The organism is Vibrio profundi (assembly GCF_043642225.1).
Lineage (GTDB): Bacteria > Pseudomonadota > Gammaproteobacteria > Enterobacterales > Vibrionaceae > Vibrio > Vibrio profundi_A.
The window spans coordinates 133558-160473 of record NZ_JBHZSF010000007.1; the positions used below are offsets into that span (position 1 = coordinate 133558).

At 40.9% G+C, this 26916-nt stretch carries 26 protein-coding genes; 12 read left to right on the forward strand and 14 right to left on the reverse strand.

Going from position 1 to position 26916, the window contains the following annotated elements:
- Positions 1 to 4: 4 nt before the first annotated feature.
- Positions 5 to 1048 carry a glycosyltransferase family 9 protein gene (locus tag ACHUFI_RS12855; protein WP_394249682.1) on the reverse strand — a complete coding sequence of 348 codons (1044 nt, stop codon included), beginning with the start codon at positions 1046 to 1048 and terminating at the stop codon, positions 5 to 7.
- A 102-nt stretch (positions 1049 to 1150) separates the two neighbouring features.
- Here ACHUFI_RS12855 and ACHUFI_RS12860 point away from each other — a divergent pair, with 102 nt between their 5' ends.
- From ACHUFI_RS12860 to ACHUFI_RS12890, 7 genes are all read left to right on the forward strand, one after another.
- Positions 1151 to 1537 (forward strand): diacylglycerol kinase, encoded by a 387-nt coding sequence (locus ACHUFI_RS12860; protein WP_394249684.1) that lies wholly within the window; start codon positions 1151 to 1153, stop codon positions 1535 to 1537.
- Between the two features lie 8 nt (positions 1538 to 1545).
- Positions 1546 to 2262 (forward strand): 3-deoxy-D-manno-octulosonic acid kinase, encoded by a 717-nt coding sequence (locus ACHUFI_RS12865; protein ID WP_394249686.1) that lies wholly within the window; start codon positions 1546 to 1548, stop codon positions 2260 to 2262.
- A gap of 30 nt (positions 2263 to 2292) precedes the next feature.
- Positions 2293 to 4128, forward strand: a complete 1836-nt coding sequence (locus ACHUFI_RS12870; protein ID WP_394249688.1) for a DUF3413 domain-containing protein — start codon at positions 2293 to 2295, stop codon at positions 4126 to 4128.
- 148 nt (positions 4129 to 4276) lie between these two features.
- Positions 4277 to 4945 carry a NeuD/PglB/VioB family sugar acetyltransferase gene (locus ACHUFI_RS12875; protein WP_394249690.1) on the forward strand — a complete coding sequence of 223 codons (669 nt, stop codon included), beginning with the start codon at positions 4277 to 4279 and terminating at the stop codon, positions 4943 to 4945.
- Positions 4946 to 4960: 15 nt separating this feature from the next.
- On the forward strand, positions 4961 to 5545 hold the full coding sequence (locus tag ACHUFI_RS12880; RefSeq protein WP_394249692.1) for a hypothetical protein: 585 nt from the start codon (positions 4961 to 4963) through the stop codon (positions 5543 to 5545).
- Entirely contained in the window at positions 5545 to 6468 is a 924-nt protein-coding gene (locus ACHUFI_RS12885) for a ketoacyl-ACP synthase III (RefSeq protein ID WP_394249694.1), read from the forward strand. Before ACHUFI_RS12880 ends, ACHUFI_RS12885 begins: the two co-directional genes overlap by 1 nt.
- A 15-nt stretch (positions 6469 to 6483) precedes the next feature.
- The gene (locus ACHUFI_RS12890; RefSeq protein ID WP_394249696.1) at positions 6484 to 6714 is read left to right on the forward strand and encodes an acyl carrier protein; all 231 of its coding nucleotides are present in this window, start codon (positions 6484 to 6486) and stop codon (positions 6712 to 6714) included.
- Positions 6715 to 6802: 88 nt separating this feature from the next.
- Here the strand turns inward: ACHUFI_RS12890 and pseG (ACHUFI_RS12895) are convergent, their stop codons facing one another.
- From pseG (ACHUFI_RS12895) to ACHUFI_RS12915, 5 genes are all read right to left on the reverse strand, one after another.
- Complete coding sequence (pseG, locus tag ACHUFI_RS12895; protein WP_394249698.1) at positions 6803 to 7885, reverse strand: UDP-2,4-diacetamido-2,4,6-trideoxy-beta-L-altropyranose hydrolase; 1083 nt, start codon at positions 7883 to 7885, stop codon at positions 6803 to 6805.
- Positions 7886 to 7895: 10 nt separating this feature from the next.
- Positions 7896 to 8585, reverse strand: coding sequence for a pseudaminic acid cytidylyltransferase (gene pseF / locus ACHUFI_RS12900; RefSeq protein ID WP_394249700.1), 690 nt, complete (start codon positions 8583 to 8585; stop codon positions 7896 to 7898).
- A gap of 107 nt (positions 8586 to 8692) precedes the next feature.
- The gene (pseI, locus tag ACHUFI_RS12905; protein ID WP_394249702.1) at positions 8693 to 9715 is read right to left on the reverse strand and encodes a pseudaminic acid synthase; all 1023 of its coding nucleotides are present in this window, start codon (positions 9713 to 9715) and stop codon (positions 8693 to 8695) included.
- Positions 9716 to 9974: 259 nt separating this feature from the next.
- The gene (locus tag ACHUFI_RS12910; protein WP_394249704.1) at positions 9975 to 10754 is read right to left on the reverse strand and encodes a phosphoadenylyl-sulfate reductase; all 780 of its coding nucleotides are present in this window, start codon (positions 10752 to 10754) and stop codon (positions 9975 to 9977) included.
- Between the two features lie 181 nt (positions 10755 to 10935).
- A complete protein-coding gene (locus tag ACHUFI_RS12915) occupies positions 10936 to 11928 on the reverse strand; it encodes a hypothetical protein (protein WP_394249706.1) in 993 nt (330 codons plus the stop codon).
- Between the two features lie 191 nt (positions 11929 to 12119).
- Between ACHUFI_RS12915 and pseB the strand changes: the two genes are divergently transcribed.
- Genes pseB through pseI (ACHUFI_RS12940) form a run of 5 tightly spaced genes read left to right on the forward strand, consistent with a single transcriptional unit; the run spans position 12120 to position 17572 of the window.
- Positions 12120 to 13133: a UDP-N-acetylglucosamine 4,6-dehydratase (inverting) gene (gene pseB, locus ACHUFI_RS12920; RefSeq protein ID WP_394249708.1), complete on the forward strand. Its 1014-nt coding sequence runs from the start codon at positions 12120 to 12122 to the stop codon at positions 13131 to 13133.
- A gap of 8 nt (positions 13134 to 13141) precedes the next feature.
- The gene (gene pseC / locus ACHUFI_RS12925; RefSeq protein ID WP_394249710.1) at positions 13142 to 14305 is read left to right on the forward strand and encodes a UDP-4-amino-4,6-dideoxy-N-acetyl-beta-L-altrosamine transaminase; all 1164 of its coding nucleotides are present in this window, start codon (positions 13142 to 13144) and stop codon (positions 14303 to 14305) included.
- A complete protein-coding gene (pseF, locus tag ACHUFI_RS12930; RefSeq protein ID WP_394249712.1) occupies positions 14305 to 14997 on the forward strand; it encodes a pseudaminic acid cytidylyltransferase in 693 nt (230 codons plus the stop codon). The genes pseC and pseF (ACHUFI_RS12930) overlap by 1 nt, the downstream gene beginning before the upstream one ends.
- Before the next feature lie 16 nt (positions 14998 to 15013).
- The gene (pseG, locus tag ACHUFI_RS12935; protein WP_394249714.1) at positions 15014 to 16516 is read left to right on the forward strand and encodes a UDP-2,4-diacetamido-2,4,6-trideoxy-beta-L-altropyranose hydrolase; all 1503 of its coding nucleotides are present in this window, start codon (positions 15014 to 15016) and stop codon (positions 16514 to 16516) included.
- A gap of 6 nt (positions 16517 to 16522) precedes the next feature.
- Positions 16523 to 17572 (forward strand): pseudaminic acid synthase, encoded by a 1050-nt coding sequence (gene pseI / locus ACHUFI_RS12940; protein WP_394249716.1) that lies wholly within the window; start codon positions 16523 to 16525, stop codon positions 17570 to 17572.
- A gap of 49 nt (positions 17573 to 17621) precedes the next feature.
- On the opposite strand, the gene ACHUFI_RS12945 is transcribed toward pseI (ACHUFI_RS12940), so the two are convergent.
- The 8 genes from ACHUFI_RS12945 to lpxM form a co-directional block, all read right to left on the reverse strand.
- Entirely contained in the window at positions 17622 to 18626 is a 1005-nt protein-coding gene (locus ACHUFI_RS12945; protein ID WP_394249718.1) for a polysialyltransferase family glycosyltransferase, read from the reverse strand.
- Between the two features lie 205 nt (positions 18627 to 18831).
- Positions 18832 to 20247: a sulfate adenylyltransferase subunit CysN gene (gene cysN / locus ACHUFI_RS12950; protein WP_394249720.1), complete on the reverse strand. Its 1416-nt coding sequence runs from the start codon at positions 20245 to 20247 to the stop codon at positions 18832 to 18834.
- A 12-nt stretch (positions 20248 to 20259) separates the two neighbouring features.
- Entirely contained in the window at positions 20260 to 20889 is a 630-nt protein-coding gene (gene cysC / locus ACHUFI_RS12955; protein WP_394249722.1) for an adenylyl-sulfate kinase, read from the reverse strand.
- Between the two features lie 2 nt (positions 20890 to 20891).
- Positions 20892 to 21806 carry a sulfate adenylyltransferase subunit CysD gene (gene cysD, locus ACHUFI_RS12960; RefSeq protein WP_394249724.1) on the reverse strand — a complete coding sequence of 305 codons (915 nt, stop codon included), beginning with the start codon at positions 21804 to 21806 and terminating at the stop codon, positions 20892 to 20894.
- 28 nt (positions 21807 to 21834) lie between these two features.
- Entirely contained in the window at positions 21835 to 23571 is a 1737-nt protein-coding gene (locus tag ACHUFI_RS12965; protein WP_394249726.1) for an SLC13 family permease, read from the reverse strand.
- On the reverse strand, positions 23571 to 24818 hold the full coding sequence (waaA, locus tag ACHUFI_RS12970) for a lipid IV(A) 3-deoxy-D-manno-octulosonic acid transferase (RefSeq protein ID WP_394249728.1): 1248 nt from the start codon (positions 24816 to 24818) through the stop codon (positions 23571 to 23573). The genes ACHUFI_RS12965 and waaA overlap by 1 nt, the downstream gene beginning before the upstream one ends.
- Positions 24812 to 25870, reverse strand: a complete 1059-nt coding sequence (waaF, locus tag ACHUFI_RS12975) for a lipopolysaccharide heptosyltransferase II (protein WP_394249730.1) — start codon at positions 25868 to 25870, stop codon at positions 24812 to 24814. The genes waaA and waaF overlap by 7 nt, the downstream gene beginning before the upstream one ends.
- The gene (gene lpxM, locus ACHUFI_RS12980; protein ID WP_394249732.1) at positions 25867 to 26859 is read right to left on the reverse strand and encodes a lauroyl-Kdo(2)-lipid IV(A) myristoyltransferase; all 993 of its coding nucleotides are present in this window, start codon (positions 26857 to 26859) and stop codon (positions 25867 to 25869) included. The genes waaF and lpxM overlap by 4 nt, the downstream gene beginning before the upstream one ends.
- Between the last annotated feature and the right edge of the window lie 57 nt (positions 26860 to 26916).

Genomic DNA, 26916 nt, shown 5'->3' on the forward strand with positions numbered 1-26916 from the left:
GATGTTATTTACCTTGTGTAATTTGTTCGAAAGATTGCACAACAGATGCTACGGAAATATCAGCCATAACATGGTTGCCTTTAACCCGAGTACTCCAGGGTAACTCTGATATAGGCTTTTTATGTTGCAGTTCAGCGTGTTTTTCATAAACACTGATAACAGAAGATAGGTCATTATAAGGGCCTGTTCTCAAAGGGTTACTGTGACCATATAAGCCAATAACTGGGGTTCCTTGAGTTGTGGCTATGTGAGCTGGACCTGAGTCAGGAGCAACAACAACAGTGGCTTCTTTGAGAACTGCTGCGAGCTGTTTTAGGGAGGTTTTTCCAACCAAGTTTAAAACGGGATGAGTCATCTTTTCCGTGATCGCTTTTGCGAGAGCGACTTCCCGTTCAGCTGGAGAACCACAGATTGCCACCTGATAACCTTGGGATACAACATAATCGGCGAATTCGGCGTAGCGCTCAGGCAACCAGTTACGCTCATCTTTACTTGCTGCTGGGCTAATGACAACTGTGGGGGTTGAGCTCAATGATTCTTTAGCAAACAGAGTATCTTCGGCACCAATAGGTAAGTTCCATTCGGGTATAGAACGAGATACACCTAAATATTCGACAAAAGAGTAGAAACTGTCGAGAACATGCTGCGATTGAACATCCTCGATTTTTTTATTTGTAAAAAGCCATTGAGCCTCTTTAGCTCGCTTGAAGTTAAAGCCTACTTTATGATTGGTCTTGATGCCTAAAGTGAGCAAGCTCGCTCTCAAAGCTAACTGCATATGAACTAAAGCATCGAACTTGCGGTCAGATAACTTTTTCCATACGTCTTTCATGCCAGTAAAGCCAGCTTTCTTGTCAAAGACGATAAGCTCTACACCTTCTAGCCCTTCCAGTAGTTGGGCTTCAACCTTGCCAATGATCCAAGTGACCTTGGTTGTAGGCCATTGTTTTTGTAGGGCTTGTACTGCTGAGACTGCGTGACAAACGTCACCGATGGCAGACAAACGCAAAAAACAAACAGATTCAGGTGCTTGAGTAAAAAGGGGCATAAAAATCGCTCGCAAATTTAATTGCCTAAGATTATGCAGAGAGTGCCGATAAATGTAAAATGGCGCTCGTTTTACACCAATCAAATAGCAGATGACTCACATATGACAATAGAAACCCAAGGAAAACCAGGAAATACTGGTCTGAAACGGATCATCAAAGCAACAGGGTACTCAATTCAGGGCCTAAAAGCCGCATTCAAATATGAAGCTGCTATTCGACAAGAGCTGGTTTTACTGTGCGCCGCGATCATTGCGTTAATTTGGTTAGATGTCAGTCCTATAGAAACCGTTCTAATGTTGGGCGTTGTGGTTCTGGTGTTAATTGTCGAATTGGTGAATTCTGCTATTGAGGCGGTTGTTGATCGAGTTGGTGTTGAGCGCCATGAACTTAGTGGCAGAGCCAAAGATATAGGCTCCGCAGCGGTACTCGTTGCTCTTCTATTTGCTGGTTTTACTTGGGCTTTTATTCTTATCAATCATTATTGGTAATCTAAATCATGATCAAAAAGATCCATTCGAGCAACTCTGTAATATGGTTTGACGATCAGCTATTGGATCATTCACCAGAGTTAGTGTTTGATATTGAATACTGGCAAGGCCGAGAGAGTGTGATAGGCAGTGCAACTGGTCGAGGCACAACATGGTTTGTGGATACGGGGAAGTTGCCAGCAGCTCTTCGACACTACCGTCGCGGTGGTCTATTTGGCAAATTGGTTCAAGATAGTTATTGGTTTAGTGGCTGGGATAAGACACGCAGCTATATGGAAATGCTGCTGCTTAATGATTTGATCGAAGCTGGTGTGAATGTTCCGAAACCTATTGCTGCGAGAGCGACCAAAGCTGGTTTCACATATCGAGCGGATTTGTTGAGTGAGAAGATTGCAGGTGCCACAGATCTTGTCAATATCCTGACAACAACCTCAGTCTCGGCAGACCTGTATCGAGAAATTGGGCACCAAATAGCGAAGATGCACAGTGTGGGTGTTAATCATACCGATTTAAATATTCATAATATTCTCATCGATAAGCGTGATCGAATTTGGGTTATCGATTTCGATAAGTGTGGTTATGGTAAAGGAAGCTCTTGGAAGCAATCCAATCTCGATCGTCTGAAGCGCTCTTTTTTCAAAGAGTTGAAGAAACGTCAAATACATTGGCAAGAAGAGGATTTCGATGTTCTTCTTGCTGGATACAATAATTACTCAGCGAAATAATCGCTTATAAAACTAGTTAGGATAGTAAATATGTCTTTGAAACAGAGGCTACACGCGCACGGGTGGTTTATTCTGGTGAATGCTCTCGTTGCCATGTTGATTGCGTGCCGTTATTTTTCATTTTTGCCTGAGTTTCCTTCAGAACCACTAGCAGTAGTTTTTATTATTGTGTCCATTTTTGGGCAGATGACCCTGATTGCGGCATTAATCGGTTTAGTCGCTTTACCTAGTTTATTTCTACCAAAGAATCCAAGAAACCTATTACAAGCGATAATCGCTTCAATTGGTGTAGCGACACTGTTTATCGATACGATTGTTTTTGCGCAGTATCGCTTCCATATCAATGCCGTTGTCCTTGAACTGGTACTCTCTGGGCAAATTGTCAGCTTCCCACTGATCACTTGGGTTATGGTTGTCGGGGGTATCGCTTTACTGCTTGGACTGCAGTGGGTGTTAATCCGTTGGTTAGAAAACGATGCCCCAGTACGTTCGCAAAAACTAGGTCGTAAGTTTGCTTTTATTACCTTCTTAATGCTTTTAGCAACTCATGGTATTCATATTTGGGCAGCTGCGCATGCGTACCAGCCAGTCACCATGGTGAAGCGTTACTTGCCTCTGTTTTATCCTGCTACATCAAACAGCATGATGAAAAAATATGGTTGGATCGATGAAGAAGCCATTGCTCGTCAAAAGTCACTGACACTGAATCGCAAAAGTGACCTTAATTATCCTTTATCAGAAATGAAGGTTGAAAGTGTTGAAAAGCCGGTCAATATCATGTTCCTTGTAGTTGACTCATGGAGGTACGATACGTTCAATGCTGATAATACGCCGGTAATGTGGGACTACGCACAATCAGGTTTAATATTTAACAACCATATCGCGACTGGTAACTCAACTCGTACTGGTATTTTTGGCTTGTTTTATGGCATTCCAGGCACCTACTGGCATGGCTTTCTAGCGAACCAGCAGAGCCCGGTATTTGTTGACCGTTTGCAAGAATTGGATTACGACTTAGGTATTTTCACAGCTGCACAACTACAAAAACCAGAATTTAATCAAACAGTCTTTACGAAAGTCGATAATCTTCGTAATGGTTCTAAGGGCCGACGTCCTTCAGATTTAGATGCGGATTTGACTAAAGATTGGCTGAATTGGTACGAAAATCGTGACCAGTCAAAACCTGCGTTTTCATTCCTATTTTATGATGCGCCACATGGTTATGACTTCCCTAAGGGGTTCGAACCTCGCTATGAACCAATACTCCAAGTAGTCAACTACTTGAAGCTGAATAATGAGACCGATCCTCAACCCTTCTTCAATCGTTATAAGACAAGCGTGCGTTATGTTGATACTGTGGCTGCGCAGGTTTTAGATAAGCTTAAAGAAACGGGTGACCTTGAGAATACGGTGGTAATCATTACGGGTGACCACGGTCAGGAAATGAATGATAACAAGCTTAATTTCTGGGGACACAATAGCAACTTTACCGACGCTCAAGTGAAAGTACCTTTCGCGATCTTTGGCCCTGGCATCAACAAACGAGAAGCAAAATGGTCTTCACAAAGCCTCACTAGTCACCAAGACGTTGTGCCAACGGTTATGAAGCATTACTTGGGAGTAACCAGTGACATCAAAGACTACTCAGTAGGGGAAGATTTACTAGGTGAAAAAGTGGAAAGAGATTGGATGATTTCGTCGAGCTACAGTGGATATGCCGTGATTTCGGATGACAATATTCTAGAAGTCGGTGCTGGTGGTCAGTATCAATTTATGGACAAAACAAATCGTCAAGTTAAAGGAGAGCAACCCAACTTTGCTCACCTTCAAGGCGCTTTAGAGCAGATAAGTCGATTTAGCCGTTAAAAGAGCATTTCAGAAGAGCATTAAATGCGGAAGTTTTATAGCTCTTAAAGAGGTGTATACACACAGCTTGTATGTTATCTTCTCTATATTTTTTTAAGTATCGTTTTGATATTAACAGTCGTAATAAATAGCTTGAGAGATTGCCGCATTGAATGCAGAAAAAAGCACTTTGAATAAGCAGCGTATCGTCATTATTGGTGGTGCGGGTAATGGTATGGTTTTTGCCCAAGTAATATTAGATATGCAGAAATCAGGGCAACCATTAATCCTAGAGGGTTTCCTTAATGATCATCATGATTGCGGGGAGATGTTAGGAAAGTGGCCAGTTTTAGGTAAACCTGCAGACTGGAAGGAACTGGACGATGATGTTCACTTTGTTTTTGCGTTGCTTACTGTAGGAAAAATGCAAGAACGAGCTGAATTGCTGCACTCTTTGGCGATCCCTCAAAACCGTATGGCAACGCTTGTCCACCCAAGTGCAATGATTGGATTTGATACTCATATAGGAAAAGGCAGTGTAATCTGCTCGCATGCTTCGGTTCAGCCAGGAGCTAGTATAGGTGATAACACTATTGTAAGAGCGGGTGCTAATGTCGGACACGATGTCATACTTAGTGATTGTATTGACATTGGACCTAATGTGACACTCTGTGGCTTTTCTTCTGTGAAAAATGGGGCGCATGTCGCGGCGAATTCAGTGATTCGCGATAGTATTTCTGTTGGTGAATATGCTGTTGTTGGTGCTGGCTCTGTTATTTTAAAGGATGTCGATGAAAGCACTACTTGGCTTGGTAACCCTGCTAGACGAGTCAAATAACATTTAGGTAGAAATATGTTTGAATATAAAGGCGACCGTAACTATCTGCATGGAACGGATTTCTATAAGTTTTCTGTCGAGTATGGCGAAAAGGCTTTTTCATCAAGTGTGTATGTCAATCAGCTGAGTTTCCGTCAAATTGCCAGATGTCAGTGTGAGATCACACAAAGCAAACCATCTTCAGGAAATATAGTTTCGACGGGCAAATTTATGTTGCCTAATGGCGAGACGCAGCCATTCTGGTGGGTTGAAACAGAGAAGCCAGTAGGTGAACGCTATGAATTTGATGAAGACGGGTTGGTGGCAACAGCGACAATCGATGCTGAAGCAGAGTCTATTTTAATGAACCATATTTCTGACAACTATACCTGTATTGAAGAGGTTGTAGCACTTAACAAAAAATTAAACAACACCGTGAAGAAGCCAGGAAATGGAAAGTGGCTATTTGGTCAACTTCAACTGAGTAAAAAGCTTCCGATGGTCTACAAAAAGATTGAGATTAAATTAAACGTTATGTTGCATGATAAATTCTCAGTTTCAGATATTTGGCTGGATGGCGATCATTTTGGCCAAATAAGATTCATAGTTGGGAGAACATAGTGGAAATCGGAATAAAAGATGTAGCGAGTTATATCCCTAGTGAGGGGATTGATAATATTGAGCAAGGGCACAATTTTGGTGAATCCCGCGAGTTCGTTGAATCAAAACTTGGGCCATATTTTCTACCGAGGAAATCTTCTGACCAAGACTGTTCAGACCTTTGTGCAGCAGCAATAGAGAATTTAGAATCTCAAAATGAGAATTTTGACAAAAACAATGTTCAGCTAGTTGTGGTTGTCACACAAAATGGTGATGAAGAGAAGCTGCCTCATACCGCTGCATTGGTTCAGAAAAAAGCAGGGTTACCTAAGTCAGTGGCAGCGTTTGATCTTTCTTTAGGATGTTCTGGCTATGTAAACGGCTTGTATGCAGTTAAAGGTTTTATGCAGGCAGCTGGATTTGAGAATGCACTATTAATTACCTCTGACCCCTACTCAAAAATAATTAATCCAAATGATCGAACGACAGCTATGTTGTTTGGTGATGCAGCGACAGTTACATGGATAGGGCCACAGCCAAAGTTCAAAATAGGAATGGCTCTATTTGGTACAGATGGTCATGGCGCTGATGCCTTACGAGTAAAAGATGGCATATTCTCCATGAATGGGCGTCAGGTGTTCAATTTTGCATCAATTAATGTTCCTAAACAGATTAAAGAGCTACTAACAAAATGTGAATATGATGAATCAGATATTGATGCATATATTCTACATCAAGGTAGTGCAGCAATTATTGACGCTATAGCAAAACGTTTCTCGCAACCTGAACGTTTTATCAAAGATATTGGATCAACTGGGAACACCGTATCTTCTTCTATTCCATTATTGATTGAACGATATGCAATGAATAGTGATTGGAATAAAATTGTGTTAAGTGGCTTTGGCGTAGGCTTATCTTGGTCTAGCGCGATAATATATAAGTAAACTATATTGGAAGTAATGATGGTAGATTTAGAAATGATTAAAGTAGCACTTGGTGAATCAGGTGCTATGTCAGATGTTGGTGGCTTATCTTTAGATGTAACCTTTAAAGAAGCTGGCTTTGATAGTTTGGATATGTTCAACCTATTTGTAGAGTTAGAGCAAAAGACAGGACATCAGGTACCAGACGAACTGGTAGAAGAGCTCAACACCCCAGCTGCTATTGTTGAGTATTTTGCTAAACAATAATAGGCATCTACTAAGCTGAGTATGCTCATTGCACAGGGCTTAGTATGCAATGAGCTATTCTACATTTTTGTTAACTATTTTTAATTACTTATGAGCTGAGACGATTTTTCAGGTCTCTTAACCATAGACTTTGCTCTGGCCAATTGTGCATTAGCTTTGCTGAATTAATAGACATCTTTTTTATTAAGCTTTTATCTTTGGTAAGAGCGTCTAACGTTATAGTTAGATCTTTGTTTAATGTGTCTTGAGATTCGCCTAGATAAACAATAGCTCCCTCTTGTTCAAGTCTCTTATTTTGAACTATTTGGTTATCAGCTGTTGCCCAGCAAATAGCGGGTAAGCCCAAAGCACAGCGCTCCCAAGCGATAGTGCCCCCTGCACCTATCATAATATCTGCACTTTCCATTAAGCTCGCCATTTCGGTGGTCTGTATATATAAGTTTGTTGTAGAGTGCTTACTACAGTGATCTTTGAGGCTGTCTAGGTATAGATAACCCCCTCCAACAACAATGTTGATCTGGGTGTTTTGTGCCTGTTTTAGCTGTTTTTGTAATACTAAGTATGTTTGAAGTGTCCAGTTGTCTTTGTCGACTCCACCAAAGCAAATTAGATAGTTGTTTAAGCTTTGTCGTATTTTAGGCGACGACTTCATTCGAAATTCATCCCGCAAAGGTAAATATTTAGGTCCTTCTAATAAGTGTTTTACTCCAGGGACATAATCATGTTTTGTGAGAGTTGGGTTAATTAAATACTGACACTGATGAGGGCGATCGAGTAGCCCATCAATGGCAATTATCTGGCACTGAAACTGATCTTGCACTTGGCTTTCCCACTCGCCAGATAGCGCGTAATGATCTACTAAAAATATATCTGGGATAAAGTCAATTTGTAATAGAGCTTGAATTGTGGCTTCTGCATCGACTAGCTCTGAACATCCAAGCCAGTGGCTATGTGGGAGTGGTCCGTCAGAGCTTTCGGATAAAGGTAGCTCCTTTAATGGTAGTAATGGTAAGTCATGAGGGAGTAGGTTGAGTTGGTGCCCAGGATGTTGTCTTGAAATAAAAACAACGTCAATATTCATTTTTAAACACACTTTCGCTAACGTGAAGCAGCGCATTAAGTGTCCGCTACCAATATGAGTTCCTGTATCAACACGTATCGCTAATTTCATTCTTTATCCGTCATTTTGTTGTATGTGCAATGAACAAGAGTTCTGCAAACTTCCAATCTTCTTCAGTGTCTATATCTTGAACCTGGTGCCTTTCTAAAGGAAACGGTGTTGAGTGTTCGGAAAATGTTGGAAGGTTATCTACGAAAGCCTGTGTTTTCCCCCAGTAAAATTGGCCAGCATCATGGAATGTTTCTATAAGATCTTGGGACCGAGTGTAGCGGTGCTCTGGATGTATCATTTCTATATCACCATTTTTATTTGTGAGCATTGCCCTTTGAATAGGATATGGAAAGTTGGCGACACTAAAACAAAAGTTTCTTCTGCTATCAATTAGTTGTTGATATGCCAAAGACAGATTACTGGGAGTTACGAAAGGGGCTGTAGCATAGAGGCAGCAAACATATTCGGGAGTTGAGTTATGCTCAGACATCCAATGAATGGCATGCTGGACTACTTGTCGAGTGGTAGCATATTCATCTGAGAGTTCTTTGGGTCTGCGAAAAGGTACTATCGCTCCATATTCTTCCGCGATTTTGGCAATCTGATCTGAATCTGTAGATACGATAACCTTATCGAACAGGTTTGATTGGATAGCTGCTTCGATTGACCATGCAATCATAGGTTTTCCACAAAACTCTCGTATATTTTTGTTGGGGATGCGAACACTTCCCCCTCTGGCGGGGATGATTGCGAGCTTCATCAAAAATTACCTTATTACTTCTGATTATGGGAAAATTCTGGTGTTGGCTTACATCACTATAAAATCCAACACCAATATTTGATGTGTTACCAATAAAACCGATTAAATTAGCTATCTTGAAACAGTTCGGGTTTGACAGGCTGGCCTATATCGACATCTGCGGTCAATGTTTTACCGATGAGATCATCATAAATTTTTGGGTGTGCACCACTACCATTACGTAAAACACGTATATGTTGAGTAGTGATAGTTGTTCCCTTTGGAATATCGGTGGTAAAGAAAATTGAACGACGGCGCAGTTTATCGCTATCTGAGACTTGGTAGTTGATACCACCAAGGCTTGCTTCAGCTTGACGGATGTTCGTTACCATCTGTGAGAACTCATGGGGCTCCATTGAGAAAGCAGAATCTGCACCACCGTCATTTCTGTCTAGAATAAAGTGCTTCTCTACTATTTGAGCTCCAAGACTTACTGCCACAGTTGGTACTAATGAACCCATGGTATGATCTGATAAGCCAATAGGTACACTGAAGCGAGCTCTCATTTCAGGAATCATGCTCAAATTAGCTTGCTCGATAGTTGCTGGGTATTGTGAAGTACACTTTAAAAGCGCCACGTTTTCATTTCCTGCATTTCGGCATGTATTTAGCGCTAGTTGAATATCATCATCATCTGCAACACCAGTCGATATAATAATCGGTTTTCCCGTTTTAGCTACTTTTTCAATAAGTGGGATATGAGTGATTTCGAATGAGGCAATTTTATAATAAGGCACATTTAATGTTTCTAGAAAATCCACACCTTCTAGATCGAAAGGGCTAGAAAAAAAGTCTAAGTTATGTTGTTCGGCGACTTCCTGCAAAGGCTTGTGCCATTCATATGGAAGTGATGCACCTTTGTAAATATCCCATAAGCGTTGGCCTTTCCACAACCCTGCTTTTCGTTCACCAAAATACTCATTGTCAATATTGAGACAAAGAGATTCCGGACGGTACGTCTGGACTTTTACTGCGTCAGCACCGGCTTGTGCCATTGCGACAATAGTTTGCTTTGCTCGCTCTAAGTCGTTGTTATGATTGGCCGATAATTCAGCAATGATGTAAGTTTTATTTAGAAGCCAAGGTTTCATGAAATTCGCTCATACAAAATAAATAAAGAGAGCCTCATTCACAAAAAGTAACCGATTTTGTTGTGACCTTCTGTGAGAGCTCTACCTTGAAAGTGTAAAAAATATTTAAGCAGTGCTGCCCATGTATGTCTACATTAAGAGGAATAGTTGAGAATGAAAGGGTGATGAAATTCCCACCTACTCTTACAACTTTTCAGCTAATTAATTTAGAAATATCAGGTTGATTAATATGAGTGCGCAATACTATTGAATGAAGTGGTTATATCGTTAGTTCATTATACTCAGTGGTATCATTTTCGTGCAGTCCACACTCTCTCTTTAAACCAAAGAAACGTGTTTCTTCTTCGCTCATTCCTGGCTCCCATTTCTTAGTGGTATGGGTATCACCCACAGATAAGTAACCTTCTTTATATAAGGGGTGATAAGATAATTGATTCTCTTCCAGATAGTTGTGGACGTCATCATTGGTCCACTCAATGATTGGTAAGAACTTAAATACGCCATTTTGAATAGACAATATAGGTAAGTTAGTTCGTGACTTTGACTGGTCGCGGCGCAACCCCGAGAACCATGTTCTAACATTTAATTCGTGGAGAGCGCGGCGCATGGGCTCCACTTTGTTTATCTTGTTATACTTTTGAATACCTTCAATACCTTGTTCCCACAATTTACCATATCGAGCTTCTTGATTGGCACTGCTCTCTTGAGCGCGATAAACCTTTAAGTTTAATGAGAGTTGCTGCGTTAGCTTTTCGATAAAACGATAGGTTTCTGGAAACAGGTATCCAGTATCCGTCAATATGACGGGAATATTCGGGCTTTGTTGGATTACTAGATGCAACATGACCGAAGATTGAATACCAAAGCTAGATGAAACCACATGTTGCCCCTCGAGGTTTTCCAAAGCCCAAGCGATTCGTTGTTGAGCTGTTAGCTTTTCTAAACGCTCATTGATTTCGGCAAGGCGGAGCGCTTGCATAGTCTTGGTTAAAGAGAGCAGCTCAGATAGCTTAAGTTTGGAGTCGACGGAACTTGGCATGTAAATCCTTCATAGATATTTTGACCGTTTATATAATACTGTAATTCGGGTTATAAAGTCACCAATCTCTCTGCGTGACGGTAAGCCTTCTCTAGCTTTATTCGTGAATAATTAACCTAAATTAACTTGTGAAAAAAGGACTTTGACGTCGATTGCAAACTGTTCACTTTATATCGCTAACTTACTCTAATTCAATGCTTTGTAATCTGAGTTGTTTGGCGACGAAATGGAAATTCTTACCATAGGCTTCCAGCTCATAGTGTTTAATAGGAATAGAAAGGTCGATAATCTCGATTTCTGGGTACAGTACCCCTAAGCTAACGCTGGCTGTTGATGATATTCCATAGATCTTTGAAATTTTAAGACTTTCTTGGGATATTTCTAGCTCTAGTGGGAGCTTCGATTGGTGATAAGTCAAACCTTCAATAGTTTCTAGCTTCTCTTTGACAAAGTTTTCTTCTGTGCGGTGAGGGAAGTAAATTAGAGGTTTGCCGTTTTCTGCGATTAGCTCCTTTAGCATATTAACATAGTAGTCCAACTTTATGCCCTTGGTTGCAACCATGCCTTGACCAATAAAACCAATAGGAGCTGTTGAGGAGAAGCAGTTTGAAGTACTCAGGCGATTTCTTATTTGTCTTAGTCTGTTGATTCTCAAGGGAAATTCTGAATTTGGTAGCTCAAAGAAGGTAAAGAATGAAAAGTTATCACGTGGGTAAATTTTTCTAGCTGGTTTGAGACCGACCAGTTTAAGAAGAAAGTCTCGACTGGCTTTGTTTCTCGATACAACAGCTCTAGGCTGTATTTTGTCATTGAACTCTCGAACAGTACCGATACCATCATCAAACATGACCTCACGCTTAACGGAAACGTTGTTTAGAAGAACATTGGTGCGCCAAGCTGAGTAGTCTGCATAAAACATATAGTTAAAGCTGAGAGAAGGATTGATTCTCTTGAGTTTGCTTTGTAACTTTCTAGCTTCCCAAATTTTACTCCTACGACCAAGAAAAATAATGTGATCCCACTCATCTCTGTTTAGAAGTAGGCGCATTTGTGCTGCCGCGCTATCAGCTCGTTCTTCTCGAAGGAGTAAAATATTTTCTTTCGTTTTATACTCTTGTTTTGCCTCAATCGCGCACAATAGTTGGAAAGGGGATGTCACCAAGTATAAGTTCATATTATAACCATAGTAAGTTTTTGAGATGCCAGAATGGCTTAGAAGAATGAATGCAATCTAGCTTTAAAACAAAGCATTACCAAACTGTTACAGTATAGGTATAATTAGGGTACTACAAAGGCATTACTGCCGTCATCGGTTGCCTTACGATAATCGATGACAAACCACAATCATATACAAACGGTGAAAGCATGTTAAACAACAAAACCGTCTTAATTACTGGTGGCACAGGTTCATTTGGTAAGCAATTTATTAAAACAATTTTAGAGCGTTATCAGAATGTTAAAAAGATCATTATCTTTTCTCGTGACGAATTGAAACAGTTTGAAATTAAGCAGACATACCCTGCGAAAGATTACCCTCAGCTACGCTTTTTTATTGGTGATGTTCGTGACCAACAACGTATGGTGCAAGCCTGTGAAGGAGTAGATGTCATCATTCATGCTGCTGCAATCAAACAGGTGGATACTGCAGAATATAACCCAACCGAATGTATTCGAACTAACGTAGATGGCGCTGAGAATGTCATCCATGCCGCATTGCAATGTGGTGTTAAAGATGTGGTTGCGCTTTCAACAGATAAAGCATGTGCTCCTATAAACTTGTATGGTGCTACTAAGTTAGCATCGGACAAACTTTTCGCGGCAGCAAATAACATTAAAGGTTCAAAAGACATTCGTTTTAGTGTTGTCCGTTACGGTAATGTAATGGGCTCTCGAGGATCTGTAATTCCATTTTTCATGAAGAAAAAGGAAGAAGGTGTTTTACCGATTACTCACGAAGAGATGACTCGCTTTAACATTTCGCTTCAAGATGGCGTTAATATGGTCATGTATGCCTTGGAGAATCACTTAGGCGGTGAAATTTTTGTTCCAAAAATCCCATCTTATAAGATTCTAGATATTGCAGAAGCGATTGCACCTGGCGTGGCTACAAAAGTTGTTGGTATTCGCCCTGGTGAGAAACTGCACGAAGAGATGATTACTGATACTGACTCACTGAATACTATCGATTTAGGTAAGTATTACGCAATTTTACCTTCGGTATCATTTACTTATTTAGAGAGTGAGTATATTGAACACCACAAAGCTGAGAAAGTTCCATTTGGGTTCAAGTACAATTCAGGTACCAACACTGAATGGGAAACAGTTGAAGGCTTGCGTGAATTAATCAAAGAACACGTAGATCCTACTTTTACAGTGTGAGATAAACAATGATTCCTTACGGTAAACAAGATATTAATCAACAAGATGTTGATAGTGTTCTTGAGGTTTTGAAGTCGGATTTTTTGACTCAGGGTCCTCAGGTGCCTGCGTTTGAGCAAGCCCTTATGGATCATACTGGTGCTAATTATGCGTTGGCAGTGAACAGCGCGACATCGGCATTACACATTGCTTGTCTTGCTTTAGGTTTAGGTAAGGATGATTGGCTTTGGACTTCCCCTATCACCTTTGTAGCATCTGCAAATTGTGGTTTATATTGTGGCTCTAAGGTCGACTTCGTTGATATCGATCCAGATACCTACAATATGTGCCCTAAACGTCTAGAAGAAAAGCTGGTTAAAGCAAAAGCTGAAGGTAGGCTTCCAAAAGTGGTTGTGCCAGTACATTTGTGTGGCCAACCATGTGACATGGTTGCAATTGGTAAATTGGCTAAGGAATATGGCTTTAAACTTATTGAAGATGCTTCACATGCTATTGGCGGCCGATATCAAGACCAGCCGATCGGGAATTGCGAACACTCGGATATAACCGTGTTTAGCTTTCATCCTGTCAAAATTGTTACGACAGCTGAAGGTGGTGCAGCACTGACCAATAACAAGGACCTAGCTGATAAGATGGCATTGCTACGGAGCCATGGCATTACTCGTGATCCTGAGTTAATGCGTGGTGGCTCTCATGGCGGCTGGTACTATCAGCAAGTTGATTTAGGTTTTAATTATAGGATGACCGAGTTACAAGCAGCACTTGGTGTTAGTCAAATGAAGCGCCTTGATGAATTTGTTTCTGCGCGCCATAAACTTTCTAAACGTTATAATGAAAAGCTGGCTGACTTACCGTTAGTGTTGCCGTATCAGTTACCTGAGACATACTCTGGTTTGCATTTGTTCGTCATTCGCTTGAGCTTAGACAAGGTTGAACTAAGTCATAAACAGATATTTGATACACTACGTGAGCACGGTATCGGTGTTAACCTTCACTATATCCCGGTTCATACCCAGCCTTACTATCAAGATATGGGCTTTGCCGAAGGAGATTTTCCCGAATCTGAACGTTACTACCGTGAAGCTATCTCACTTCCTATGTTCCATGGAATGACTGAGGTACAGCAAGATACAGTAGTTAACACCTTGATTGATATTCTGCAGAGGCACTAATGAAAATTGCAATCATCCCCGCTCGTGGTGGCAGTAAACGTATACCGAGAAAGAATATTAAACCATTTCACGGTAAGCCGATGATCGCTTATTCGATAGAAGCTGCTAAAGCATCAGGGTGCTTTGACAAAGTCATAGTTTCTACGGACGATTCAGAGATTGCAGAAGTCGCTAAAAAATATGGTGCGGAAGTGCCATTTTTGCGCCCTACAGATATTTCTGATGATTATGCGACCACGATGGATGTGATGGAGCATGCTATTCGTTGGTGTAAAAGTGAAGGTTGGCACGTAGAAGCCGTCTGTTGCTTATATGCAACTGCGCCGTTTGTTTTACCTGCAGACCTTCAGAAAGGTTACGAGCTAATTTGTGATACTTCAGTGCAATTTGCATTTAGTGCTACGTCATTTCCGTTTCCAATTCAGCGCGCAATAAAGCTTGATGAACAAGGCTCGGTGTCGATGTTTTCACCTGAAAATGAACTGGTTAGATCACAAGAACTTGAGGAAGGTTATCATGATGCTGGGCAGTTTTATTGGGGACAAACAGCAGCATTCTTAGACAAGTTATCTATCTTTTCTCCTCACTCTAAGGCTGTAATTTTGCCTCGCAGCCGCGTTCAGGATATTGATACACAAGAAGACTGGGATCTGGCTGAACTGCTATTTACCTTTTTGAAACTCACTAGTTAGCAGCACAAGGTTAGCTATGAAGATTGTATTTCGAGTTGATGCTTCACGTTTAATTGGCAGCGGCCACGTTATGCGTTGCTTAGTTCTAGCGGATGAGCTTAAACGGAACGGACATCAGGTCCTTTTTGCTTGTTTGACATTATATGGCGATATGCGCCCATTTATTACAGAGCGTGGCTTCGACGTTATTAGTCTTTCACCACCACAAAGTGAACTTACTCCGACTCATGACACAGACTATACTGCATGGCTTCAAAAGAGTGTGGATGAGGATGCAAAAGATTTTATTCTTAATGTAGTGTCTGCTGATTTGGTTATAACGGATCATTATGCAATTGGCAAAGAGTGGCAAAGTCAAATTATTAAAGCTCTTCAATGCCGTTTAGTTGCTATTGATGACTTAGCTAGGTGCCATCAGGCTGACTTAATTTTAGACCAAACACTCGGCCGTTCCGAATCAGATTATGTAGAATCAAGTGGGCGAGTGTTAGTGGGTTGTGAATATGCGTTATTGAAGCGAGACTTTGCAAATAAAAGAGAGGCTGCAGTATCTAGAGAGCTAACAACTGGTATACCTAAGATACTGATCTCAATGGGTGGTGTTGACTCACCTAATGCGACACTAAAGGTCCTAAAAGCATTATATGCTAATGTAGATGCTGACTTTACAGTCCTCTTACCCCCAAGTTCCCCTCATTTCGAGAAGGTAAAAGAGTGGTGTTCTAGAAGGGAGAGGGTTGAACATATTGAATTTATTCGTGCTATGGCTAGCTTAATGTTAAAGCATGATGTTGCTATTGGAGCTCCAGGTACGACAAGCTGGGAACGGGCATGTCTTGGTTTACCCAACATCGTTGTACCTTTAGCGGACAATCAAAAAATGATATGTGAGCAATTAGTCAATAATAATGCGACCATTCAGGTTAACCTTGAGGACATTCCAAGTCGAATACTTGAAGCATATCAGGAGATCCTCACTCAATGGGACTCGTTTAAGTCGAGTAACCTTGCTTTATGTGACGGTCGTGGAGTGAAGAGGGTCGTATTGGAACTTGATTATCTATTTAGTAACAAGACAGATCATGTTTCACTAGTATATGCCTCTCACGATGATATTTCTTTAGTTTATGAGTGGCAGTGTCATCCTGAAACCAGAAAGTATGCACTTAGACCAGCCGTTCCCACACGTAATGAGCATCGGGTATGGATGGCTGAGAAACTGAGTTCAGTCACTGACTACTTTTACTTGGTAACTGATCGACTTAGTGGAATGAAGATTGGAGCAGTTCGGTTAGATAGAGTGCGTACTAATCACTACTTAATTTCGATTTTTGTCGACCCTACTCGTCATGGGCAAGGCATTGCGTCAAGAGCACTAGCTATTATTGATGCTATACACCCTGACATTACGATACATGCAACGATCCTAAGAGAGAACCTAGCTTCCCAAAGGCTTTTTCAGAAAGTAGGCTACCAGAAAGTTGCAGAACAAACTTACATCAGACAACCTGTTGAGTGAGGCAAAATGACTTCATCTATTACTATCGAAGGACGCCAAATAGGTCCGAATTTTCCACCATACATTATTGCCGAATTATCAGCTAATCATAACGGTGATATTAATCGTGCCTTTCAAATTATGGAAGAAGCGAAGAAATCCGGTGCAGATGCAATTAAGCTTCAAACGTATACGCATGATACGATTACCATGGATTGTAACTCTGAAGAGTTTCAAATTCATGGAGGCCTATGGGATGGCCAGACGTTATATGAGTTGTATAAAGGAGCTCATATGCCTTGGGAGTGGCATGAGCCATTATTTAAAAAGGCAAAAGAGCTCGGTATTACGATCTTTAGTTCACCGTTTGATTTTACAGCTGTTGATCTACTTGAAGAGTTGAATGCACCTGCATATAAGATTGCCTCGTTCGAGTTAGTAGATCATGCTTTGATTGCGAGAGTAGCTAAGACCGGTAAACCGATGATTATGTCAACTGGTATGGCGAATGACGAAGAGATTCATGAAGCGATAACTGTTGCAAAAGAAAATGGCTGTAAAGAGTTAGTTGTTCTTCATTGCGTGAGTGGATATCCAGCTCCTGCAGAACAATACAATTTGAGAACTATTAAAGACATGCAGACACGATTTGATGTTCTGTCAGGTTTGTCTGATCACACCATTGATAATGCGACGGCAGTTGCCTCAGTTGCTTTAGGTGCATGTTTGATTGAAAAGCACGTGACACTTGATCGAAATGGTGGTGGGCCAGACGATAGCTTCTCTTTGGAACCGCAGGAGTTAGAAGCTCTATGTAAAGACACTAAGACGGCATGGCAAGCGCTTGGTCAAGTTAACTATGAGCGAACAGAAGCGGAAAAAGGAAATGTAAAGTTCCGTCGCTCGCTTTACGTAGTGAAAGATATCAAAGCAGGGGAAAAGATAACCCCAGAAAATGTCCGTAGTATTCGTCCTGGTTTCGGGTTAGCGCCTAAACTTTACGATGAAATAATGGGTAAAGAAGTCAAAGAAAACATTTCACGTGGCACGCCAGTGACTCTGAATATGTTTCTTTAATAAGTTAATAAGTTAATAAGCCCTGAACGATGTTCAGGGCTTGAAGTGTTTATATTGTGATATCTGAAATTCCCAAAGCTAAAAAGCATTCACGAATTCTTTCTCGTCTGAGCTGATTTTGTTCAGTTAGGTCTTGAACTTTATTTTTTGAGTTCAAGTTATAGATAGGCATCTCTGGGAAAAGAATTTTCGAAGTAAATTGTACGGTAGATGTAATACCAACTAAGCCGGATAGTTGAATGTTTTCCGCGAGCAGCTCAGCCTCTAGTGGAAGTGAGCTATAGTGGTATTTAACTCCCTTTAATTGGCTAATTCTAACTTTTAACTCTTCAGATTCAGTACGGTGAGGGAAATAAATTATTTCCTTTCCATGTTTATTAATGAAAAATTCAAGTTCAGAAATATATTGTTCAATCGTTTTTCTTCTTTTATGTCCAATAGCACCTTGCCCAATAAAACCTATTGGCGAGGACTCATTGTATAGATTTCTTATTGTGAATCTTTCTTTTAATATGGAAAGATCATTCTTTACCACTTTATGTTCGCTGTCTTTGATGTTGAAAATCGTAAATAGCTCTAAATTAGAGCTTTGCTCTAACTTACCAATTGGTTGGCAACCGTAAAATCTTACTTTAATATCTTGTAAAAATCGAGGGCGGAAATATGGAGTTCTTGGCCTAATTAACTCCTCATACTCATTAATAGTAAGGGTGCCATCATCAAAATATACCTCTTTATTTATGGGTAAGTTTTTGGTGATTAACTTTGTTCTCCAAGCGCTATATTCTGCATGGAAGAAATGTTCTAGAGTATTTTTTTGTAAAATGGATTTTATTTTCTTTATGGATTTTGGAACATGCTCACTTCTATTTGTTCTTGGTATTTCAATGATATGTTGCCACTTTTCGCGAGTGACTAGTTTTTTCTCTTGAGTAATGCCAGGTTCAGAGGCTTGGTTTACTAATAGTAAGACATTATCTTCTGTTTTGTACGTATTGAGAGCTTCTTCTGCACAAATGTATTGAAATGGTGAGGTTACTAAAAACAGGTTCATTATTTATCCTTTACTTGGCAGGTCTAATTCGTGACTGCGATGATCCGGTTTCAGAGTTTTGGAAGTAATGATGCATCGGAGAATCGCTAGTAGATAAAGTTGTGACTACCAATAAATAGCACACAACTTTACTTTTTTATGTACGTGCAATGTCTTTAATATACATGAGGATCGCATGTGAACTTTTTTAAGATTAACCTTGCGTTCAGTTAATCAGAGCACATCCCCATTCAGGGAAATGTTTACGTATATAGGCGTTCAGCTCTTTCTCAGCATCACTGTATACGCGGTGATTTTCTTCGGTGTTTTCTTGGTTCACTGAAGACACCATACCAGCTCCTACAGTCACGTTGCTAATACGATCAATTACGATAAATGAGCCAGTTTGAGGTAAGTGTTGGTACTCGTCCATCGCTATTTTATCAGTCAGTTTTATGGATGCTAATGCGATCTCATTTAACTCTAGGCTAGTACTATTTGAAGCATGCTGTGCCAGAGAGTTAACATCTACTTTGTGTTCAACTGTCGAGACTTTACCTGTGCTGGTTTTGGTCGCGAACTTGAATAAATACTCTTGATGTGTTTGCATCGAAGACTCACCCATCCAGACTATATATGCTTGATAGTTGTCAACAACGTCAGGGATATGAGTAGAGTTTACAAGCATATCTCCACGCGAAACATCTATTTCATCTTCAAGTGTGATTGTAATGGCTTGGCCAGGCGCAGCTTCTTTCAGCTCTCCATCGAAGGTAAATATCGATTTGATTCGGGAGGCTTTTTGGGATGGTAGTGCGGTAATTTCATCACCCACGCGAACAATACCTGAGGCGAGTGTTCCACAAAATCCACGGAAGTCTAGATTCGGGCGGTTCACATATTGTACTGGAAAACGCACTTCTTCAGTGTTTATATCTTGATCGATCTTCACTGTTTCTAGCAGCGTCATTAGTGTAGACCCTGTGTACCAATCCATATTTTCACTAGGGGTTACAACATTGTCACCTTTGAGTGCTGAAATCGGTACAAAGCGAATATCTTTGATGTTAAAGCTTTTAGCCATCTCACGATAATCAGATTCTATCTTTTGATATACATCCTGACTGAAGTCCATCAGATCCATTTTGTTGATAGCAACGACAATATGCTGAATGCCGAGTAAGCTACAAATGTAGCTGTGGCGTCGTGTTTGCGTCTGGATCCCATGGCGTGCATCAACCATTACAATCGCTAAGTCGCAAGTTGAGGCACCTGTCACCATATTACGAGTATACTGCTCATGTCCTGGAGTATCCGCAATAATGAACTTACGCTTGTCTGTCGAAAAATAACGGTAAGCTACGTCAATAGTAATACCTTGTTCTCGCTCAGATTGTAAGCCATCGACTAACAGCGCCAAGTCGAACGCTTCGCCTGTTGTATTGAACTTCTGTGAATCTTTCTCGATTGCCGCCATTTGGTCTTCATAGATCAACTTGCTGTCATAAAGTAGGCGACCAATTAATGTTGATTTACCATCGTCAACGTTGCCACAAGTTAAAAAACGGAGCAGGTCTTTGTTTTCATGTACGTTTAGGTACGCTTCAATGTCTTCTGCGATAAGCTCGGAGCTATGAGACATAATGACTTCCTTTTAAATGTATTCTTTTTCAACAAGAGCTTGTACGACTTGGTTTGCACACGCTTCTACTGATAATTCTGCCGTCTTGATATGAATGTCTGGATTTCGAGGTGGCTGGTAGTCAGAGTCGATGCCAGTAAAATGTTTTATCTCTCCAGAGCGAGCCTTTTTATAAAGCCCTTTCGGATCTCTCTGTTCACAGGTCTCGAGAGGGGTGTCAACAAATACTTCTAAGAACTCGCTAGGTTGTAGTAATTGTCTAACATGTTCTCTATCTGAAATAAATGGTGAGATAAAAGCAGTTAAGACAATGTTACCAGCGTCAACAAAAAGCTTCGCTACTTCACCTATGCGACGAATGTTTTCAACGCGATCTTTATCGCTAAACCCTAGGTCTTTATTTAGGCCATGTCGCACATTATCGCCATCTAAAAGATAACTGTGTTTTCTCAAAGCTAAAAGCTTCCTTTCAACTGCATTCGCAACGGTTGACTTTCCTGAGCCACTCAACCCCGTAAACCACAGTACAACAGGTGTTTGCTGTTTTAGTCCAATACGCATTTCATGGGTAACGCTAGTGTTGTGCCAAACTACATTTTCGCCTACAGATTCATTCTGTATATTTTTGTAAGGTGATGCCATGCTTAGAAGTATCCCTCACGTTTCTTTTTCTCCATTGATCCGGAGCTGTCATGGTCAATTGCTCGACCTTGGCGTTCAGAAGTTGTTGTAAGAAGCATTTCCTGAATGATCTCTGGTAATGTAGTTGCCTGAGACTCAACGGCTCCTGTTAACGGGTAACAACCTAATGTGCGAAAGCGAACCATACGTTGCTCCACTTTTTCACCTTTACGCAGTTCCATACGGTCATCGTCTTTCATGATCAACATTCCATCACGTTTTACTACTGGACGTTCTTTGGCAAAGTAGAGACTAGGAATTTCAATATTCTCTAGATAGATGTATTGCCAAATATCTAACTCGGTCCAGTTAGATAGCGGGAATACGCGAATGCTCTCACCTTTGTTCACTTTACCGTTGTATATATTCCACAGTTCTGGACGCTGGTTTTTAGGATCCCAACGGTGGTGTTCATCTCGGAATGAATATACTCGTTCTTTTGCGCGAGACTTTTCTTCGTCTCGACGAGCCCCACCAAATGCAGCATCAAAACCTTGCTGGTCTAAAGCTTGCTTCAGACCTTGCGTTTTCATGATATCAGTATGTTTAGAGCTTCCATGTACAAATGGACTGATATTCATTGCTAGCCCTTCAGGGTTTTGATGTACGATTAGTTTCATTCCAAGTTTTTTGGCCATGTAATCACGAAATTCAATCATTTCTTTGAATTTCCAAGTCGTATCTACATGCATGAGAGGAAAGGGGGGAATCCCTGGAGCAAAGGCTTTTTGTGCAAGATGAAGCATCACGGAGGAATCCTTGCCGACCGAGTACAACATCACAGGGTTATCAAATTCAGCTGCAACCTCGCGCATGATATGGATTGATTCAGCTTCTAATTGCTTTAGGTGAGTCATTCGTTGTGGAGAAAGTTTCATTCCGGTCTCTCTTTAATCCTATGAAGGGTTAAACGCCATAAATAGTCGTAATTGCAGCCAGTACTAAACTGCTATATACGATACTCATGGGTACCCCTATTTTTATATAGTCTTTGATACAATATTGGCCAGCATTGTAAACCATTAAATTGGTTTGATACCCATATGGGCTTATAAAGCTTGCACTTGCACCAAATGCAACGGCTAGAATATAGCTATGCAAATTACCATCCAAGCTAATAGCGAGAGCATAGGCAATAGGGAATACTAGTGCCGCTGCTGCATTATTGGTCACTGACTCAGTTAACAGCCATGTGATAACGTAAATCATGATTAGCCCAGATAGTGGCGTCATAAATTTAGCTTGCTCAGCAATAACATCCCGTAGTAGATCGATAGCGGTAGTATTTGCTAAAGCTTGTGATAAAAGAAGAGCAGATGAAATTACTAACCATATTTGTACTGGAAGTCGACGAATAACCTCATTTGTTTTTAACGCTCCACTTAGTAAGAGTGCACCAAACAAGAGTATAAGGTTATTTAGTAGCGGGCTAAACTCAAATGCGGCAAGGATGATGGCACTAACAAAACCAAGAACGGCAATGGCTTCTTGAGGCCCTTTTAGGAGTCGGTCTGCTTTTAGTTCTTGAAGTTGAATGAAGTTTTTTGTGATGTTATTACGCTTGTCGTAGTCGTCTCCCACGGCTAGTACTAAATAGTCTCCAGCTTTCAATGCTATTTCACCGAGTTTCCCTGATACGGTATGGCCATCTCGGCGGATTGCAACGACTGCCGCGTTGAAGAGAGCGCGAAAGCCAACGTCTTTTAATCTCTTGCTTACTAAACTACTTTCTGGACGCAAGACAACTTCTTTTAAGTCATGACATAATTTTTCTTCTTTGTGAGTAAATAGCGCCAAGCCTGGGAACTGGGTGAGTTGGGTAACCTTACGAATGTCACCACTGAACAATAGGCGATCATTCTCCTGTATTAACTCATTCGGTGAGACTGGAGATATTGTTCTTCCATTTCGGTGTATCTCGACTAAAAACAACGAATGTAGATTACGTAAACCATTACGCTGAATGCTCTTTCCAACTAAAGAGGAGCCTGTACTTACCTTTGCATCGATAAAATATTGAGCTTGAGTGGCTGTATGTTCCATATTGCTCGGAAGCCAGTGACCAAGAATGAACAAGGTAAGTCCACATCCCACAATAACGATGCCCCCAATTAGAGAAAAATCGAAAAATGATAGGCTAGGCAGTCCAGCCTCTAATACCATACTGTTGACGATTAAATTTGTAGAGGTGCCTATAAGAGTTAATGTTCCACCTAGAATTGCGGTGTAGGAAAGAGGAAGCAACAGCTTACTAGCTGGATGTATAGTATTCGCTCGTATTGGAGCGATTAAAGTGGATACGATAGCTGTGTTGTTTAGAAATGCAGACGACAGAGCGGTAACTGAGAACAGCCTAACCCACGTAGAATTATAGCCAGGCCTGATAACGAACTGAGCAACTTTTCGTAGAAGAGAAGTTTTTTCCAAAGAAAAGGAGCAGATTATAAGCAGTACTAACGTCAAAATTCCAGGGTTTGAAATACTATCGATTACTTGTTCTGTCGAGACAGTTTGGGTGGCATATAGAACAAGAAGAACAATACCAAACACCTTTTCGGGCTTATTTTGGTATTTTACTATTAACGCAATAATCGCAATGACAAAAACTGAAATGACAAAATAGGCTGTGCTCATCTGTCCCATTATTGAATAGCTTTCATTGTTTTTTCTGTCGAATGTAGGTAATTCTGGATAAAATCACTAAATAATTCTGAGTTGTTGGATTCAAAACGCTTAAGAACGGTATTTGATAGTTGGCATGCTTCGGTAATATCGATGATGTTTTTTGACTGCATATCGTCGACAATAGCTTTAAAGTTGAAGTAACTTGGACCCGATATTACTGGGACGTTCAAAGCAATAGGTTCCAGCACGTTGTGTCCACCGACTTTATTTCCGATCAAGCTCCCGGCCATAAAACAAACATCGCTAGCCCCAATGAGTGTCAACATTTCACCCATCGTATCGCCGATATAAACTTGAGTTGGACTCTTCAAATGGCCTTGAACAGTACTTCTTCGTTGAGTGTCAAAGCCAAGCTCTTTTGATAAGTTAGCTACGCTATCGAAGCGCTCTGGATGACGTGGTACTAAAATGAGCAAAGCATTTGGTAGGATCTGCAAGATTTCGTGATGGCTAGCGAGAATTTTTTCATCTTCTCCTTGGTGAGTGCTTGCTGCGATCCAAACTGGTCTGTCTGTTCCTAATTTTTGTCTAAGCTCTGTCCCACTTTTAATGATCGCTGGAGTGATGTTAATATCAAATTTGATAGAACCGGTCACAACCAGTTTGTGATCTGGTACGTCAAGTTGCGAAAAGTGCTGTCTGTCAGATTCAGATTGACACAAAAACTTGGTAATTGATGCCTCTATTTCTCTAAAAAACCACTTAACCTTGGCGTAGCCTTTCATTGATTTTTCAGACAAGCGCGCGTTTACCACATAAATTGGAACATTGTGGCGATGAACATTATGTAGCGTATTGGGCCAGAGCTCAGTTTCGATAATCAGCATCTTGCTAGGGTTTATCGCTTTTAAAAAGCCGCGCACTGCAAAAGGGAAATCAAGAGGCATATAGCGATGCTCAATAAGATCACCGAGTTTGTTTATTTGCTCAGCTCCCGTGCTAGTTGTGGTTGTAACCACAATCATTTGGTCTGGGTATTGTTTCTTGAGTTTTTTAATCAAAGGTATTGAAGCAATACTTTCACCAACAGAAACCGCATGAATCCAAATTGGGCGTTGGTTTGATGTTAATTTAGGTGTAATACCAAAGTGTTCTTTCCAACGTTTGCCAAATTTGGGCTTATTAGGCTTACTCTTGTACAAGCCTAATAGCAGTATAGGAGCAGCAAGCGTAAGAATCAGCGTGTAGAAAAACCGAATTAACATGTGCTCACCGATATGGCTTCTAATTTGTGGATACTATTGATGACTTGTGTCGGCGATAGCTCCGTTAAACATTTTAGGTGTTTAAATTCACATTCACGTCGGAAGCAGGGGCGGCAGTCGATATCAGTGTGGACGATTTCAACCCTTTCGGCTAAAGGCGGTGTATATTTGGGTGATGTTGAGCCGTACACTGCAACAACGTTACACCCAACGGCAGCAGCAACGTGCATTAAGCCTGAATCGTTCGCAACCACAGTTTGGCAAGCGCCAAGCAGGTCTACTGCCTCAATTAGACTAGTTTGTCCAGCCAGTACATGGATTTTTGATTGTAATTCTTCCGGAACAAGAGCCTTAATATTGTTACATGTTTCAAGATCCTTTTGAGATCCAAATAACCAAACTTGCTTGCCTGCTTTACCCATCGAAGTGGCAACTTCTGCATAATGCGTTTCCGGCCATTTTTTAGCTGGCCCAAATTCAGCTCCTGGGCAAAGGCCTGTGATTGCAGTATCTAAAGTAAGCTGAAACTTCTCTGTGGTTTTTAACTGCTCATTTTTGAGAATAGTGAGAGCAGGTCTCGGTAGCTGCTCTAAGCCACCTAAAGAGCTAGAATCGACCATCTCTGTTTTTGAATGAGCAAGTGCAACGTAGCGCTCAACCATGTATTGGAATGATTTTTTGTTTGGGCGAAGGTCATTCAATAAACCGTAACGCATCTCACCTTTCCAGCCCGTGCGCTTGGGTATATTCGCAAACCAAGGAATCAACGCCGATTTAGCTGAGTTAGGACAAATGAAAGCTTGATCATATTGTGCTTCACGGAGGGATTTACCGATCGCTCGACGACCAAGTAAGTTAAACTCACCATGACCAATAGGCATATCAATCGCTTGATTGACTTCTGGCATACGATCGAGAATAGGTTTACACCACCCTGGCGCCATCACGTCGATCTGCGCGTTAGGGTGTTGTTGTTTTAAGGTGATGTAGAGTGACTGTGACATCACCATATCTCCTACCCAAGAAGGCCCAATAATTAGAATCTTTTTCATTTTTTGTAGCTCTTGTGCCATAGGCTAGGCTCATTGTATGGGTGATTTTGTGTGACGTCTTTTTGGGTATGGAAAAACTTCAAGATCCACATATATTGCTCTGGTTTTTCGTTTACAGCCGATTCGATAAAATTGTTCATTCGTTGAGTATCATCTGCTTCACTGTTGGTTGGGTATTGTTCCCAAGCGGGATAAACAGTGATGCTAAATTTGTTCTCATGAGCATCGTAGCTTGAAAATACTGGGATTATTTTTGCACGACTCACTTTTGATAGCTTGCCCAGACCGGGTAATGTCGCTTTTGGTCTGTCAAAAAAATCAACAAAGATGCTGTGCTCTCGCCCATGATCTTGGTCTGGAAGGTAATAGCCTAGATAACCATCGCGCACTGATTTAATGAATGGTTTGATGCCATTATCTCTTTCGTAGACCCGGCCACCATATTGAACTCGCTGCCTATGCATTAGCCAATCCATTACAGGGTTCTTTTGTTTTTTTGCCATTGCCGATACTGGCAGACCCATTGACGCCAAATACACCGCGGGAATATCAATCCCCCAAGAGTGAGGTACGAGCAAAATAGCTTGGCTTCCACTATCCAGCGTTGATTGTATATGCTCTAAACCTTCTATCTTCGTATTGTTTAACAACCAGCTTTGGCTTCTTAGTGTTAACGAAGAAAAGTTTAGAAGAAACATGATAGCGGTTAGTAGCGTATCTTCGAGAAGAGCTTCTCTTTCTGAGTTAATCTTATGTGGAAAGCATAACCCCAAGTTTATCCAAGCGTTATTGATGGTGCGGCTTGGTTTCTTTAATGCCAGTTTGACAAGCCTTTTGCTCAACCAAAGCTTAAGTTTATGCGGTAAGAACACAAAAGGGATGCCAAGCAAGACGGTTAACCAAGTTCCCCAATATTTCGGTGCTAAAAAACTTGCTTCAAACCTAGGGTTGTATGCATTTGGGTCGTAATCGTCGCGCTTGTTGCTCATAAGGTCACAGTCATAGAGATGAGAAGGGTGAGGGTAAGAAAAACTTCTTACCCTATG